The following is a 15717-nucleotide window of genomic DNA, read 5'->3' on the forward strand; positions in this document are numbered from 1 at the left end:
GGACCTCTATGCATACGGTATTTTTACGCCTGAGATCAATAGTTTTTCTCGCTTTAATGTGTGTTGGTGCCCAGGCTCAGGCCAGCCAGAGCACACTGATGATCGTTGGCGACAGCCTCAGCGCAGCCTATGGCGTGCAAACCGGGGAATCCTGGGTGGCTCTGCTTCAGGAACGGCTCGAGGGCGAGGGCCTGGACCACTGGCAGGTGGTGAACGCCAGCATCAGCGGCGAAACCACCGACGGCGGTCTGCGCCGCCTGCCGGATCTTCTGGATAAGAACGAACCCGCCGTTGTTGTCATCGAGCTCGGTGGTAACGATGGCTTGCGGGGATTTCCGCCCAACGTTATCCGCCAGAACCTGGCCCGGATGATTGAGCAGGTAAAGGAGGCGGGCGCCGAAACCCTGCTGGTGGGCATGCAGATTCCGCCCAATTACGGTCAGCGATATACCCGCGCCTTCGCGGACATTTACCCCGAACTTGCTGACCAGTACGAGACCGAACTACTCCCCTTTTTCCTGGAAGGTATCTATGACCAGGAAGGCATGATGCAGGGCGATAGCATTCATCCAACGGCAGAAGCGCAGGGTCAGTTGCTCGATAACATCTGGCCAGTACTGGAACCCATGCTCAGGGAATAGCCCTGCTTTAAGCCACCAGCGTGCGGGCATGCGCCACAGCCCGCCGCTCCGACCAGTAATAGCCATCCTGAACGTGCTCAACAAAGCCGACATGGCCGCCCCAGCGGGGCGCTTCCAGCCTCACGTAAGCGCCCAGTTGCGCACGGGATTCTGGAAAACATTGCCGGGACAGGAACGGGTCATCGGCAGCGTTAACCATCAGCGCCGGCACACGGATGTCCTTTAAAGTCCACAAGGCAGAACAGTTGTCCCAATAGTCCCTGGCATCTCGGAAACCGTGTAACGGGGCGGTGTAGCGATCATCAAACTCATGGAAACTGCGAATCTTTTCGAACCCGGTAATATCGATCAGCCCCGGGAATCGTTTCGACTTCTCTTCCATCTTCGCGTGAAGGTCACGCAGAAAACGTTGCATATAGATACGCCGGCTGGGCCGGGCCAGCGTATCGGCACTGCCGGCCAGGTCACAGGGTACGGAGTAGGTGATAGCGCCGCAGATACGGCTATCCACCTGCTCTGACTTCTGCCCGAGGTATAGCAGAGTGAGGTTACCGCCCATGCTGAAGCCCGAGAGCATCACTTTTCCATACCCCTGAGCAAGTCCATGCTGCACGACCCTGTCCAGGTCGCCGGTTGCGCCGCTGTGGTAAAAGCGGGGCTGGTGGTTCATCACACCGCCGCACGAACGAAAGTTCCAGGCCAATACATCCCAGCCGTCGTTCAACAGCGCCCGCGCCAATCCCTGCATGTAAGGACGCTGACTGTGCCCTTCCAGGCCGTGGGATAACACCGCCAACCGGTCGTTCCCCTGGCGATACCAATCCAGATGTAACTCGTCATCGTCCTCTGTTGGCAGCGATTCCCTGACCGGCTCTGTCAGTGACACCTTGCGAAACAGAGTCGGCCAGACAGACTGGACGTGGCCATTGCGCAACCACAGCGGTGGCTTGTAATACAGATTGTGGTCGTACAAAATTTAACCTTTCAATTCATGGGGTTGACGCCGCCGGGCAAAGTCCCTATTATGCGCGCCATTCCGACTTTGTTCCCCGATAGCTCAGTTGGTAGAGCAACGGACTGTTAATCCGTTTGTCGCTGGTTCGAGCCCAGCTCGGGGAGCCATTTACAGCACCTCCTCTCGCTGCATGAACTCCCGCAGCACCCGGAACAACGTCACCCCATCTCTGGTTCCTGCCATTTCCCGGATTGAGTGCATGCCAAACTGTGGCACACCGATATCCAGCGTTGTCACCCCAAGATTACCGGCAGTGAGCGGGCCAATCGTGCTTCCACACCCCATGTCACTGCGCACCACAAAAGTTTGATATGGCAGGTCAAGCTCATCACTGATGTGGCGGTACAACGCTGCTGAGCGGCTGTTGGTGGCGTAACGCTGGTTATGGTTGACCTTGATCACTGGCCCCTGGTTCAGAAGCGGGCCGTGGTTCTCGTCGTGCCGGTCCATGTAGTTGGGGTGGACACCATGAGCATTGTCCGCAGAGATCATCATCGAGCGGGCAATCGCGCGCGCCCGACCCGTACCGCACCAACGGTCCAGAACCGCTGACAGGAACGGCCCCTGAGCCCCTTCCGCCGACATGCTGCCCACTTCCTCGTGGTCGTTGCACACCAGCAGCGCCGGTTCGTCTCCGGAAGATTCAATCAAAGCCTGCAGCCCTATGTAACAGCTCAGCAGGTTATCCAGCCGTGCCGATGCAATGAAGTCCTCGCGCAGCCCCACCAGCGATGCTGGCTGGGCGTCGTAAAAGCCAAGTTCATAGCCCAGAATTTTACGAACGCGGACACCCGGGGCCTCCGTGGCCAATTGGTCGGTCAGCAGATCGGTGAAGCGGGTGGTGTCGTCCTCCGGCACTTGCATCAATACCGGCGGAAGATCGGTTTGTGGATTAACCGTGCGATTGCTGTTGGCTTCCCGGTCCAGATGAATGGCGAGGCTGGGTATATACGCCACGGCCTTGCGAAAATTGATCAGTGTGTCTTTCACCGACCCGGACTCATCCACGTAAGTGACCCGACCCGCCAGGGACAGGTCACGATCAAACCAGGGATTCAGCAACACGCCGCCGTACACTTCCACACCCAACTGGAAAAACCCCTTGCGGCGCAGTTCCGGGTTAGGTTTCACCTTCAGACAGGGGCTGTCGGTGTGGGCACCCACCATACGAATACCGGCTTCCGCGGGGTCGCGGCGACCAGTGCGGAACGCCACGATGGATGAGCCGTTACGGATGGCGTAATAGCCCTGCCCCGCTTCCAGTTCCCAGTCTTCTTTCTCATCCAGGGCCTTGAAACCCGCCTGATCAAGACGATGCTTCATACTGGCTACAGCGTGCCAGGGGGTCGGTGATGCGTTCAGAAATTCGAGCAGATTGGTGTTAAATTCAGCGTGTTCCATGATGTCCCTGATAAACTGATAATTGCGGCGCCAGTATGGCATGATGGCGCCCGACGTCATATCCGTACAAAACGGCTGCCCGCGCAGCCCGGCTACCCGGAGAGTGTACCTTGCCCGCACCGCGTTTTCTTGATATCGAATACTGCCAGACCGACGACGTTCTGTTCCCCGTGGCCATGGCCTGGTCACTGGAAGACGGTCAGATGAAAACCGTCGTCATCGCCCCGGCCGACGAATGGATACCGGAAGACGCCGACCTGGGCGATATCGACCTGCTCTACCTGGAAGAACAGGGCGTACCCCTGATCGAACTGGCCCAGGAGCTTCATCAGGACCTGCCCGACCAGACGGTTTACGTGGACGGCATGGACCCGGACGAAATCCTGGTGGATCTGATCTTCACCGCCGTCGCCATGGACGCGCCCTTCGAAATCGCGGGCATGGAAGAACTGGTCACGTCCCTGCCCCGGGAAGCGCTGGACGACCGACGCAGGCAACTGCTGTCCGACGAAGGCCTGGAACCTCAACTGCCCGAAAACGGGGTCTATGCACTGTTATTGATTGCACGTGAGGAAGGCTTCTTCGACTGAACCCCATCCTACAACGTCGCTGGCAATGCGAACTGTGACTTGTGTCGACGTAACAAACAGTTACAGAAGGCAGAATCTGTCGGAATCCGACAACGCCAGGAAGCCCAATAACAATGAACACGCTGTTGCGACACCTCTTCACGGCCGCCACGCTTTCCGCAGCATTGCTCACACCGGTCATGGCCAGCGCACAGGATAAAGTTCCCCGCGAAGGCATGACCTACGTCGGCATTCTGGCCACCGGACTCAACCACCGGTCTGTAGGCCAGAACACCCTCGAAACAGCCTGGTCAACCACAGGATCCATGGTGCTTGGAACGCATATTTCCGAGTATTTTCACGTGGAGATCCGCGCAGGTGCGGGTACCACCACCGCCGAAATCGACAACGAACTGGAATTGGACATCGAGTACTTCGCCAGTTGGTACATCGGCGGCCATTACCCGATCACCGATTACGCCAACGCCTATGCCCAGTTCGGGTTTTCCCACGTCCAGGGGGTTGCCACTCTGACTCCGCTGGGCAAGGCCCGGGAAGCCGATCCTGACGATGACTCGCCCTACGCCTCAATCGCGGACGAATATCCGGACAGTTCCTTCAGCGTGAGTTGGCTGCTTGGCCTGGATTTCGAGGTTATCGATAACGGTTTCATCGTCCTGGAAGGTGGCCGGTTATTTGAAGACACCGAAACCGGCGCGAACACCTTCCAGTTCTCAACCGGTTTTAAATACGAGTTCTGACCTGCCAGCACCGGTGAATTCGGGCATTGCGCTGAAAATCCCGGTCCAGGGTATCCCGGGTCACTTCTTCAATGGCGAACTCCTCTTCCAGGCTCTCATCCAGCTTGAAGCGCCGGAAGTTGGTCGAGAAAATCAGCAGGCCCTCTGAGGTCAACCGCTGCATCGCCTGGCGTATCAACCTGCCATGGTCTTTCTGAATATCCAGTACCCCGGCCATGCGGGCGGAATTCGAGAAGGTGGGCGGGTCCATAAAAATCAGGTCAAAACGCTGATCGCTGGTTGGCTTGCCCGCCAGCCACGCCAGGCAATCCGCCTGCTCCACCCGGTGATGGGATGCATCCGCACCGTTAAGCGCGAGATTCTCCTGAGCCCAGTTCACATAGGTTTTCGACATGTCCAGGCTCAGTGAACGGGTCGCGCCGCCGACCGCTGCGTGCACGGTGGCCGCTCCGGTATAACAGAAAAGATTCAGGAACCGCTTGCCCGCAGCATTCTGCTGAATCCAGTTGCGTACTGGTCGATGGTCCAGGAACAGGCCCGTATCCAGATAATCCTTGAGGTTCACCTTCAGAACACAACCATGTTCGTGAACGTTGAAAAACTCTCCGCTGGCTGCCTGCTTTTCGTACTGGCTGGTACCTGTCTGCCGCTGTCGTTGCTTGCAGACCATGTCTTCCCGCTCGACACCGATGGCGTCGGGAATCACCGCCAGAGCCTCGGCCAACCGTTCCCGTGCGGAACGCTCGTCGACTGACTTGGGAGCAGCGTACTCCTGAACGTGGACACGACCCTCGTAGACATCAATAGCGAGTGCAAACTCGGGCATATCGGCGTCATACAGGCGGTAACAGCCGATACCCTGCTTGCGGGCCCACTGGCCGACGGTCTTCATATTTTTCTTCAGGCGATTGCGCAGCATCGCAGCGCGCTCTTCATTGGCGATGCGAGGCGTCACCTCGCCAGGTACATCGGGCTCCCGCGGTGTCATGGCGCTGGCGTCATCCACGTTGAACAACAGCAACTGCGCCGGCAACTTGCCGTTGTAGAGACGGTACTGCTTGTAGCTGCGAAGGCCTATGGATTTGCCGTACTCGGGCGCACCGGTGAATACGCCAAACCGCCAGCCCGGCAACGCTTCCTTAACGGCTTCACCCAGGCTGCGATAAAGACCGCCCAGCTCCTTGCGTTCGCTCAGGCGCTCGCCGTAGGGAGGGTTAACCAACACCAGGCCAGTCTCGGCCCAGGCCTCTTCGCGGCTGAACTGGTCAACTCCTTGCTGCTTGATGGTTACGATGCCTTCCAGGCCAGCCCGTTGCAGGTTGTTCCCTGCGGTTTGTATCACCCCTCGATCCTGGTCAAAGCCCAGGAAGGCAGGAACGCGCCCCTCAATGCCCTGCTTGCCTGTATAGGCGCGCTTCTCGGCTTCCTGGCGCAGTGACAACCACAGGTCCGGCTGGTGGCCCAGCCAACGCTCAAAACCGAAACGTTCGCGCTTGCGGCCGGGCGCCAGATCCAGAGCCATCATGGCAGCCTCAATCACCAGCGTGCCGGAACCACACATAGGGTCGATGAAATCGCCGCCGGCTTTCGCCAGCTCCGGCCAACCGCACCTCGTCAGCAGAGCCGCCGCCAGATTTTCCTTCAGTGGCGCTGCCCCCTTTTCCGTGCGATAGCCCCGCTTATGGAGGCTGTCGCCGCTCAGGTCGATGCCTACCGACAGTTTGCCGCGATTCAGGCGTGCGGATACCGTTACATCCGGGTTTTTGGCGTCCACGGAAGGCCGCTGTCCACTGGCACTGCGCAGACGGTCCACAATGCCATCCTTGACTCGCTGGGCACCATATTGCGTGTTTCGGATGGCTTCGTTCTGACCCACAAAGTTGACGCGGAAACTGCCATTCATCGGAATATGCTGCTGCCACTCCAGATCCGTCACCCCCCCCAGCATCTGGTCACCGGAGGTGGCATCCACGTCCGCCAGATGAAGGATGACCCGGTTTGCGAGCCTCGACCACAGGCAGGCACGATAGCCACTTTCAAGGGTGCCGTTGGCCCAGACACCTGCCGGTGCGTTCCGGACCGGGTCCATGCCGAAGGTACGCAGTTCGTCCTCCAGCAAATACTCCAGGCCCTTGGGGCAGGTTACGAAAAAGTTAAGGTCTGACACGTTCGACTCCTGAGTCGTTTCTACGATGGCTAAGGTCGTGGGATTAGCGCATTTTCCGAGGTTTTCACTGGCTTGTTATGTCACACAACTATAAGAGAAGCTTCATATAGATGAAATAAATAGTGTACAAGGGCGCTGGCTTAGTCTTACCTTGTAGGTGACGCGTCGTTCCGGGGAGCCAACAAAGGGCTCTCTGTTAACAGGATCCTGACTGCTCTGGCCATACCTGACAATAGTGGGTTACCCCGGAAGGGTTGCCCCAAGTCTCGGCCACGGCAGATGTGTACACGCTTGTTCTGTTAATCCATCAGTGAGGAACGGCATGAAAAGACAGAAAAGAGATATGTACGCTCGTGCATTCAAACGGGGTTACCTGGCCGGCGTGTCCGGTAAAGCAAAAGACAGTTGCCCGTTGGAACAGCCGGAAGTTCGCCAGGAATGGCTCAACGGGTGGCGAGAAGGCCGCACAGATCAATGGGAGGGCATGACCGGCGTATCCGGCATCCACAGACTGGCAAACGTAACGGCATAACGTTGTTTGTCAGCACCCCGAATCTTTAATCTGATCTTTCAACAACACACAATTTGGCGCAGTACCCAGAGCAACCCAAACGGGTCCTCCCGACCCGTACCATGCGATGAAACGCCACGGGGTTTATTCCCCGCACGGGCCCGCTAAGCGGGCCCACTTTATTTCTGGCCTCACTTCCTGGCACACCTCATGGCACACCGTTCTCACCACCGCATCAAGTCAGACGCCGAATCGCGTCGACCGACTCCCGGATCAGCGCCGGACCGCGATAGATAAAACCGGTATAAATCTGCACTAACTTTGCGCCGGCACGAATTTTCTCAGCCGCGCTGTCACCGTCGGTAATGCCGCCTACCCCGATAATCGGTAACGACTCTCCCAGTTCCGCATACAGAGCCTGAATCACCCGGGTGGAAGACGCCTTTACCGGCGCCCCGCTGAGCCCCCCAGCTTCTTCCGCGTACCGATGCCCGGCAACGGCCTCGCGGCTGATGGTGGTATTGGTGGCTATGACACCGTCCAGCCCCGACTCTTTCAGAGCGTTGGCCACAAAGCGCACTCCGTCGTCGTCCATATCCGGGGCGATCTTCACCGCCAACGGCACGTAGCGCCCATGTTCCTTCTCACAACGTGCCTGCTCCTCCTTGATGGCGTGCATCAGGCCCTTTAGAGAGTCGCCAAACTGAAGATCCCGCAGACCGGGCGTATTGGGGGATGATACATTCACCGTGATGTAGTCAGCGCGGGAATACACCGCCGCGATACCTTTGCGATAATCTGACTCGGATTCCTCGTTGGGTGTGGCCTTGTTCTTGCCGACATTGATACCCAGTACGCCGGCGTAACGACGCTTGTCCACCTGATCCAGCAGGTGCTCAAGGCCATGATTGTTAAAACCCATCCGATTGATAATGGCGCTGTGCTCAGGGAGCCGGAACATTCTCGGCTTCGGGTTGCCGGGCTGAGCCAGAGGCGTGACAGTGCCTACTTCGATAAACCCAAATCCCAATGCGCCCAGGGCATCCAGATGATCAGCGTTCTTGTCGAGCCCTGCAGCCAGCCCAACGGGATTGGGAAACTCCAGGCCCATCACCTTGGTTGGCAGCGGCTCCGGCTTGCTGACGAGCGCCTGGAGCAACCCGAGCTTTCCTGCCATATCGAGCCCCGACAACGTCAGGTTATGAGCAGTCTCCGGTGGCAGCCGGAACAGCAGTTCGCGCATAATGCCATACATACACAATCTCCCTGATCGAGAACGATGCGGAGTATACCGGAAGTTTTCCACAGCATCGCCCTACACCTTAAATATGACGGCTAAATGTCTGTAGCGTTAAGCTCTTGTGACCTTTTCCACGGAATCTGTGGATAACCCTGTTGAAAATCGCGGGGCAACGCGGCCGAACCCTTGATATTCGCGCCAGCCTACAGATTGATCATTTTTTGATCAGTTTATTTATTTATAAATATCAAATAGTTACGGAGACTTTTCTGTCACGACAGGCAGTTCAGTCACAGAATGTTACGTCATTCAGCGATTCCGCCCATGTGCATAAAACATACAGTGGCAGGTTCGTTATACTGACGATCAGGCCCACGGAGAACCTCAATGACGGACCAGCAGACCTTTTCCTCCCAAGAACCCAAGGGACTCCCCCAGGAGCGCAGGGCAGCATCGCGTGTAACCGTTATCGGAATGCTACTGGATGGTGTACTGGGCATTCTCAAGGTCATCGCCGGAACGCTGTTTCATTCCCAGGCGCTGTTGGTGGATGGCATTCATTCCTTTACGGATGTCGCATCGGACCTGGTCGTACTGGGTGTCATGCGGGTGTCCCGTCAAGCGCCAGACCAGGACCATCCTTATGGCCACCAACGCATAGAAACCATGGGCACCATGGTGCTCGGCAGCATCCTCATTGCCGTTGGCGCGGCCCTGGCCTGGGATAACACCCTGCGACTGCTTGATGGCGGCGCTGTGAACATTCCCGAATGGCCGGTGTTGGTGGCAGCCGTCATCTCCATTGCCAGCAAGGAATGGATCTATCGCTACACACGCCGGGTTGGCATAGCGATCCGTTCGGACCTGATCATCGCCAATGCCTGGCACAGCCGCACTGATGCCCTCTCCTCCGTGGTGGTGCTCTTCTCGACCATCGGCGCCATGCTGGGCTATCTGTGGCTGGACATTCTCGCGGCAGTGATTATCTCCGGGATCATCATTCACATCGGTTGGCGCTTCACCCGCGACAGCGTGAAAGAACTCGTCGATACAGGCCTGTCCCCGGAAGATACCGAAGCACTGAAACACATCGCCAGTAAGACCGACGGCGTGCGCAACGTGCATGAACTTCGCAGCAGGCGCATGGGGCATGACATCCTGCTGGATGTGCACCTCGTGGTGTCGCCGGAGATCAGTGTCTCCGAAGGGCATCAGATAGGAATGCAGGTGGTAAAAGCCATGCGCAATGCCCTGGACAACATTCTCGACATCAATTTCCACATTGATGCCGAGAACGACGAAATCCACCCCCAGACCTCCGAGCAACTGCCCGCTCGAGCGGAAATCCGCGAGGTACTTCACCAACACATAGAAAACCTGCCGTCCAACAACCGGCTACGGCTGCATTACCTCCGCAACCGGGTCCATATGGAACTGTTTATGGAGATTCCTGAGTCTGAGGCACTTCCTGACGCCCGTCAGATCAGCGAGGACCTTGGCCGCTACGCGTGGTTCGGCAGCCTCAGGATATGGCACGCCCATACCGAGAACTGACAGGGCGTCTGTCTAGCGACGCCGCTTTTCCTCCATGCGGGACAGGAACTCCTGCATGATCAGGGTGTATAACTCCCCTCCCAGGAATCGATCCTCAACCCCGGCATCAATGCTGGGGTTGTCGTTTACCTCAATGACTGCCACTCGGTTACCAGACTGTTTGATGTCCACACCGTAAAGGCCATTGCCGATCAGACGTGTGGCGTTGAGCGCTGCCTGGATGACGTTCCGGGGCACCTCGTACGTCGGCATGGTATCGAAACCACCACTGTCCACTTCCGCGCCACCGTGCTGGTAGATCTGCCAGTGTCCCTCCACCATGTAGTATTTACAGGCATAGATGGCCCGGCCGCCAAGCACCCCGATACGCCAGTCATAATCGGTGTAAAGGTACTCCTGGGCCAGTACCAGTGCCGATTGTTTGAACAGCTCTTTCAGGCCCGCCCGCAGCGTTTTTTCATCCTCCGCCTTGGTGACTCCCCGCGAAAAGGCACCGTCAGGAATCTTGATAACGGCAGGAAAGCCCAGATCACGAATCACCTGTTCAGCGCTGTCTTTCTGATCTTTCGACAGAATCAGGGTTTTTGGTGTCGGGATCTTGTTGTTCTTCAACAGATCCGCCAGATAGACCTTGTTGGTACAACGCAGGATCGACACCGGGTCGTCGATCACCACCATGCCCTCGGCCTCGGCCTTGCGGGCGAAACGATAGGTGTGATGATCGATGGCAGTAGTCTCGCGAATAAACAGGCCGTCGTATTCCGGCAGCCGCATATAATCACGGCGGCCGATCTGCTCCACGTTAATCCCCAGCTTACGGCCAGCCTTCTCGAATTTCTCCAGCGCCTCTTTGTCGCTGGGAGGCATTTCCTCGTCCTCGTTGACCAGCATCGCAAGATCAAACCGATAACGACGGCGGGTACGGGGCTTGCGCCAGACCATGCTGCTGAAACGGTCAAACGCCGCCGCGAAGGCATCCTGTTCTTTCCCTTTCAGGTCGGCGGGACAGCCTGGCTTCATGGACGCTATCTGCCAGGTTTTGCCACGGCGGAACACCACGTCCAGAACCGGGCACGGGAAACGATCAAACAACGCGCGTGCAACCGGCTTCAAATCCCCATGTTCCGCCTGCCCGAAGTACGTGCGGACACGCACTTCCCGCGTGGCGTGGTTATTGTCACCGGCGGGCTCGATCTCAGCCCCGGCTTCCTCAAGCCAATTGATCACGCTCGCATCCAGTTCATCCAACTGCAGCGAGAACAGCCCTTTGCGGCTGAGGTCGTTGAGCGTCATCACAGACGGCACCACATGATGGCCACGAGCCTCAGCCAGCAGTGAACAGTAATAGCCACGACTGAGGTACCGGGCGCTCTGGCACAGGTTGATCACCCGCACCCGACTGGAAGTGGGCGCGGAAAACTGTAGATACTGATCAAAAGTCAGCACGTCTTCACTGGGGTAATACGGTGCCCAGTCCTTGGCGCGGTCAACAACAATCAACAATCGTGACATCAGTGGCATTCCTCCATGAAGGCAGTGCCGGAAGCTTGGGGAACACAGGCCCACCATGCGTCGACGGTGCCTGTACAATCTCGCAACAATACGCCGGAACGCTCTAGCCTACAATTAGCACGAAATGCGTGCTTTTACGCATGATTGCATGCTATCGGCAACGTCGGCACTCACTCATAATAGCCGTCAAAGCTGAATCCGGCGAAGCCGCCACATTTGAGTTATCCAGAGTTCTTTCACTATGACATCACTCGCTTTTCGTCACGCCACAAGCGATGATCTGGACGCACTGGTAAAGCTGGAGAACCGCTGCTTCACCGAAGACCGGATCTCACGGCGCAGCTTCCGGCGCTTCCTGGATATGCCGCGGGATCGCCTGATTGTCGCATTGGCCGGCGACGAACTTGTGGGCTACTGCCTGGTGTTGATGAGCGCGGCCACCCGGCTGGCGCGAATCTATTCCATCGCGGTGTCGCCAGCCGAACGCGGCCGCAATATCGGCGAGCAATTGGTTCGTGAGGCGGAAGCTGCGGCGGTCGACGCCGGCCGCATCGTGATGAGACTCGAAGTGCGGGAAGACAACTCCCCGGCGATACGGCTCTACCAACGCCTGGGCTATCGCCAGTTCGGCACCTATCGGGACTACTACGAAGACCACGGCACCGCGCTGCGCTTCGAGCGTCGCATCCTGTTCTACGAACCTTCGCGGGAATTTCCGGCGGTACCCTATTACCCCCAGACCACAGAATTCTCCTGCGGCCCGGCAGCCCTGATCATGGCCATGGCGGCCCTGGATGAACAGCAGCCGATGACCACCCTGGAAGAACTGAAACTCTGGCGTGAGGCCACCACCATCTTTATGCTCGCCGGCCACGGCGGCTGCGGCCCCCACGGCCTGGCACTGGCGGCCTGGCATCGCGGGTTCCACGCCAGCGCCTACATCAGCAAAGAAGGTGCCCTATTCAAGGACACGGTTCGCAACGACGACAAGAAGCGGGTTCTGGAGCTGGTGCACGAAGGCTTTCTCTACGACATCGGCCAGACCGGCATCGAACTCCATCACGACCCGCTCACCCTGGATGGTATGGAGGCTGCGCTCCACGATGGCCGCGTGCCGGTGATCCTGATCAGCACCTGGCAACTGAATCGCAGCCGCGTGCCCCACTGGGTGACGGTGTGTGCGATGGATGATCAGTTTGTATACCTGCACGACCCGGAAATCGACACGGACGTTGGTGAGACCGTCGCTGACAAGCAATACCTGCCGGTAGACCGCCGGGTGTTCGACCGCATGTCCCGTTACGGCAAGATCCAACCGTTGCAGGCAGCGGTCATAGTAGGACCAAGGCGTTAGCCAGTCCGCAAGGCAGCCTCTTTAAGCTCGGAAATATCATCCCGTAACCTGGCAGCCGTCTCGAAGTCGAGATCCGCAGCGGCCTTGTACATATCGTCCTCCAGGCGGGTGATCTCCTTGAGAACCTCTTCCGGAGAGCGGTTACCCGCCTTGGCACGGTACTTCTCTGCCTCCTCGGCAGCCTTCTCGCCCGGACGCTCGGCCTTACGGCGACCGCGACCACCGCCACCACCGGCGCCTTCCATGATATCCGCGATCTTCTTGTTCAGACCCTGCGGCGTGATGCCATGCTCCTCGTTATGGGCCGCCTGCTTCGTTCGGCGGCGTTCGGTTTCGTCGATCGCCCGCTGCATGGAACCGGTGATCCGATCGCCATAGAGAATCGCCTTGCCATGGAGGTTACGCGCAGCCCGCCCAATGGTCTGGATCAGCGAACGTTCCGAACGCAGGAAACCTTCCTTGTCGGCATCCAGGATAGCCACCAACGATACTTCTGGCATATCCAGACCTTCCCGCAGCAGGTTGATGCCTACCAGTACGTCAAACTCGCCCCGGCGCAGGTCACGGATGATCTCAACACGCTCTACGGTATCGATGTCCGAATGCAGGTAACGCACACGGATATCATGCTCCATCAGGAAGTCTGTCAGATCTTCGGCCATACGCTTGGTGAGCGTGGTCACCAGAACCCGCTCGTTGACGTCAGTGCGCAAGCGGATTTCCGAGAGCAGATCGTCCACCTGGGTAGAGGCCGGGCGAACTTCGATTTCCGGGTCCAGCAGGCCGGTTGGCCGCACCACCTGTTCAACCACCTGCCCTGCATGCTCGGCTTCGTAGTTACCGGGGGTGGCGGAGACGAACAGCATCTGCGGCGCAATCCGTTCCCACTCGTCAAAGCGCATGGGCCGGTTATCCAGCGCAGAAGGCAGTCGGAAGCCGTACTCCACGAGAGTTTCCTTACGGGACCGGTCGCCCTTGTACATGGCGCCGATCTGGGGAATGGTGACGTGGGATTCGTCCACCACCAGCATCGCATTGGCTGGCAGATAATCGAACAACGTCGGAGGCGCTTCGCCCGGCTGGCGACCGGACAAGTACCGCGAGTAGTTTTCGATGCCGTTGCAGTAGCCCAACTCCAACATCATCTCAATGTCATACCGGGTGCGCTCTTCCAGACGCTGCGCTTCCACCAGGCGGTTGTTGTCCCTTAATTGCTGCAGGCGCTCATCCAGCTCGACCTTAATGCGCTCAACGGCATCCAGCACTTTCTGTCTTGGCGTGACATAGTGGGATTTCGGATAAATGGTGACACGGGGCACACGCCGGAGAACCTCACCGGTCAGGGGATCAAAGTAACTGAGGTTTTCCACCTCGTCATCGAACAACTCAATGCGGATGGCTTCTTTCTCGGATTCTGCCGGAAACACATCGATCACATCTCCCCGCACCCGATAATTGGCCCGGTGGAATTCGACATCGTTGCGGGTGTACTGCAGCTCGGCGAGGCGCCGGAGGATGTGACGCTGGTCGATTTGGTCGCCCCGGTCCAGGTGCAACATCATTTTCAGGTAGGACTGGGGATCACCCAGGCCGTAAATGGAGGATACGGTGGCAACGATGATGGCATCCGGCCGCTCCAGCAGGGCCTTGGTCGCCGACAGACGCATCTGCTCTATATGTTCGTTGATGGAGGCGTCTTTTTCGATGAACGTATCGGACGATGGTACATAGGCTTCGGGCTGGTAGTAGTCGTAATAGGAAACGAAATACTCCACCGCGTTGTCCGGGAAAAACTCACGAAACTCGCCGTACAACTGGGCTGCCAGGGTTTTGTTGTGGGCCATGATGATAGTCGGCCGCTGCACCTGCTGAATGACGTTGGCAATGGTAAAGGTCTTGCCCGAGCCGGTCACACCCAACAGCGTCTGGTGTGCCAGGCCGGAGTGGATACCGTCCACCAGCCCATCAATGGCTTTGGGCTGATCCCCAGCTGGCTGAAACGGGGAATCCACCTTGAAGGCGCCGTCTTTCATGAGCGCGCCGGTTTCTGAAGTGGCCATAGTCTGGAGACATCCTTCGTTCAATCAAAAGTGATCTGGGCAACGCATTGCACCGCGAATATCAAAAGATGCAATCTGCAGAGAAACTTATCGTCACGCGGGCTTCATGATACCATCTGAATCGTCAAAGGCGGCCTGAACATGGTGGAAACCACTACCCCGACGCCGCCGGAGCCCTATCAGACGCAGCTTTAAGGAGCGCAAGTTTGGACCTTCAACTTTCCAGCCGAGTACAGGCAATCAAGCCCTCTCCCACCCTCGCAGTCACCAACAAGGCAGCGGAACTTCGCGCTGCTGGCCAGGACATTATCGGCCTGGGTGCCGGCGAGCCGGACTTCGATACCCCGGATCACATCAAACAGGCGGCCATCGAAGCCATCAACAACGGCCAGACCAAGTACACCGCCGTGGATGGTACGCCCGCTCTGAAAAAGGCGATCATTGCGAAGTTCAAACGGGACAACGGCCTGGAATACGAAGCCAACCAGATCCTGGTAAGTGGTGGTGGCAAGCAGAGCTTTTTCAACCTCGCGCTGGCCACACTGAACAAGGGCGACGAAGCCATTATTCCCGCGCCGTACTGGGTATCTTACCCGGATATGGTACTGGTGGCTGAAGGCAAACCGGTTATCATCGAAACCAGCGCCGACACCCGATTCAAGATCACCCCGGAGCAGCTGGAAAGTGCCATCACCGAGCGCACCCGCCTGTTCGTGATCAACAGCCCGTCCAACCCAAGTGGCATGGCTTACAGCCTGGACGAGCTGAAGGCAATTGGCGAAGTGCTGAAGAAGCATCCGCAGATCATGATCGCCACGGACGACATGTACGAGCCGATCCTGTGGACCGGTCAGCCGTTCTGCAACATCCTGAACGCCACGCCGGAGCTGTACGATCGCACTTTCGTGCTCAATGGTGTGTCCAAGGCCTAC

13 protein-coding genes and 1 tRNA gene are annotated in these 15717 nt (G+C 57.9%); 8 read left to right on the forward strand and 6 right to left on the reverse strand.

Going from position 1 to position 15717, the window contains the following annotated elements:
- Positions 1 to 8: 8 nt before the first annotated feature.
- On the forward strand, positions 9 to 641 hold the full coding sequence (locus tag AXW11_RS19585; protein WP_041333102.1) for an arylesterase: 633 nt from the start codon (positions 9 to 11) through the stop codon (positions 639 to 641).
- A gap of 7 nt (positions 642 to 648) precedes the next feature.
- On the opposite strand, the gene AXW11_RS19590 is transcribed toward AXW11_RS19585, so the two are convergent.
- The gene (locus AXW11_RS19590) at positions 649 to 1614 is read right to left on the reverse strand and encodes a YheT family hydrolase (RefSeq protein WP_091641960.1); all 966 of its coding nucleotides are present in this window, start codon (positions 1612 to 1614) and stop codon (positions 649 to 651) included.
- A gap of 73 nt (positions 1615 to 1687) precedes the next feature.
- On the opposite strand from AXW11_RS19590, the gene AXW11_RS19595 reads away from it, so the two are divergent.
- Positions 1688 to 1763, forward strand: a tRNA-Asn gene (locus AXW11_RS19595).
- Between the two features lies 1 nt (position 1764).
- On the opposite strand, the gene AXW11_RS19600 is transcribed toward AXW11_RS19595, so the two are convergent.
- A complete protein-coding gene (locus AXW11_RS19600; RefSeq protein WP_041336509.1) occupies positions 1765 to 3057 on the reverse strand; it encodes a M18 family aminopeptidase in 1293 nt (430 codons plus the stop codon).
- Between the two features lie 110 nt (positions 3058 to 3167).
- Here AXW11_RS19600 and AXW11_RS19605 point away from each other — a divergent pair, with 110 nt between their 5' ends.
- Entirely contained in the window at positions 3168 to 3647 is a 480-nt protein-coding gene (locus AXW11_RS19605; RefSeq protein ID WP_036208396.1) for a hypothetical protein, read from the forward strand.
- A 113-nt stretch (positions 3648 to 3760) separates the two neighbouring features.
- Complete coding sequence (locus AXW11_RS19610; RefSeq protein WP_075196904.1) at positions 3761 to 4387, forward strand: outer membrane beta-barrel protein; 627 nt, start codon at positions 3761 to 3763, stop codon at positions 4385 to 4387.
- Here the strand turns inward: AXW11_RS19610 and rlmKL are convergent.
- Entirely contained in the window at positions 4371 to 6554 is a 2184-nt protein-coding gene (gene rlmKL / locus AXW11_RS19615) for a bifunctional 23S rRNA (guanine(2069)-N(7))-methyltransferase RlmK/23S rRNA (guanine(2445)-N(2))-methyltransferase RlmL (protein ID WP_075196905.1), read from the reverse strand. The two genes, AXW11_RS19610 and rlmKL, sit on opposite strands and share 17 nt — an antisense overlap.
- Positions 6555 to 6876: 322 nt before the next feature.
- Here rlmKL and rmf point away from each other — a divergent pair, with 322 nt between their 5' ends.
- A complete protein-coding gene (rmf, locus tag AXW11_RS19620) occupies positions 6877 to 7086 on the forward strand; it encodes a ribosome modulation factor (RefSeq protein ID WP_040474610.1) in 210 nt (69 codons plus the stop codon).
- Positions 7087 to 7300: 214 nt separating this feature from the next.
- On the opposite strand, the gene AXW11_RS19625 is transcribed toward rmf, so the two are convergent.
- Positions 7301 to 8320, reverse strand: a complete 1020-nt coding sequence (locus AXW11_RS19625; protein ID WP_041333094.1) for a quinone-dependent dihydroorotate dehydrogenase — start codon at positions 8318 to 8320, stop codon at positions 7301 to 7303.
- A 372-nt stretch (positions 8321 to 8692) separates the two neighbouring features.
- Between AXW11_RS19625 and AXW11_RS19630 the strand changes: the two genes are divergently transcribed.
- Positions 8693 to 9859: a cation diffusion facilitator family transporter gene (locus AXW11_RS19630; RefSeq protein ID WP_091641957.1), complete on the forward strand. Its 1167-nt coding sequence runs from the start codon at positions 8693 to 8695 to the stop codon at positions 9857 to 9859.
- Positions 9860 to 9871: 12 nt separating this feature from the next.
- On the opposite strand, the gene AXW11_RS19635 is transcribed toward AXW11_RS19630, so the two are convergent.
- Positions 9872 to 11371: a RimK family ATP-grasp domain-containing protein gene (locus tag AXW11_RS19635; RefSeq protein ID WP_041333093.1), complete on the reverse strand. Its 1500-nt coding sequence runs from the start codon at positions 11369 to 11371 to the stop codon at positions 9872 to 9874.
- Positions 11372 to 11612: 241 nt separating this feature from the next.
- On the opposite strand from AXW11_RS19635, the gene rimI reads away from it, so the two are divergent.
- Positions 11613 to 12725: a ribosomal protein S18-alanine N-acetyltransferase gene (gene rimI, locus AXW11_RS19640; protein ID WP_091641955.1), complete on the forward strand. Its 1113-nt coding sequence runs from the start codon at positions 11613 to 11615 to the stop codon at positions 12723 to 12725.
- On the opposite strand, the gene uvrB is transcribed toward rimI, so the two are convergent.
- Positions 12722 to 14758, reverse strand: a complete 2037-nt coding sequence (gene uvrB / locus AXW11_RS19645; RefSeq protein ID WP_227517948.1) for an excinuclease ABC subunit UvrB — start codon at positions 14756 to 14758, stop codon at positions 12722 to 12724. The two genes, rimI and uvrB, sit on opposite strands and share 4 nt — an antisense overlap.
- A 233-nt stretch (positions 14759 to 14991) precedes the next feature.
- Between uvrB and AXW11_RS19650 the strand changes: the two genes are divergently transcribed.
- The coding region (locus tag AXW11_RS19650) for an aminotransferase class I/II-fold pyridoxal phosphate-dependent enzyme (RefSeq protein ID WP_286792615.1) at positions 14992 to 15717 on the forward strand (726 nt) is incomplete at its 3' end.

The sequence above is a fragment of the Marinobacter sp. Hex_13 genome, assembly GCF_001566815.1.
GTDB lineage: Bacteria > Pseudomonadota > Gammaproteobacteria > Pseudomonadales > Oleiphilaceae > Marinobacter > Marinobacter salarius.

Bases quoted from the DNA above. Each gene is read 5' to 3' on its own strand.
- rimI (WP_091641955.1), top strand. From the start codon at position 11,613: ATGACATCACTCGCTTTTCGTCACGCCACAAGCGATGATCTGGACGCA.
- AXW11_RS19625 (WP_041333094.1), bottom strand. From the start codon at position 8,320: ATGTATGGCATTATGCGCGAACTGCTGTTCCGGCTGCCACCGGAGACT.
- rmf (WP_040474610.1), top strand. From the start codon at position 6,877: ATGAAAAGACAGAAAAGAGATATGTACGCTCGTGCATTCAAACGGGGT.
- AXW11_RS19600 (WP_041336509.1), bottom strand. From the start codon at position 3,057: ATGGAACACGCTGAATTTAACACCAATCTGCTCGAATTTCTGAACGCA.
- AXW11_RS19630 (WP_091641957.1), top strand. From the start codon at position 8,693: ATGACGGACCAGCAGACCTTTTCCTCCCAAGAACCCAAGGGACTCCCC.
- uvrB (WP_227517948.1), bottom strand. From the start codon at position 14,758: ATGAAAGACGGCGCCTTCAAGGTGGATTCCCCGTTTCAGCCAGCTGGG.
- AXW11_RS19635 (WP_041333093.1), bottom strand. From the start codon at position 11,371: ATGTCACGATTGTTGATTGTTGTTGACCGCGCCAAGGACTGGGCACCG.
- AXW11_RS19610 (WP_075196904.1), top strand. From the start codon at position 3,761: ATGAACACGCTGTTGCGACACCTCTTCACGGCCGCCACGCTTTCCGCA.
- AXW11_RS19585 (WP_041333102.1), top strand. From the start codon at position 9: ATGCATACGGTATTTTTACGCCTGAGATCAATAGTTTTTCTCGCTTTA.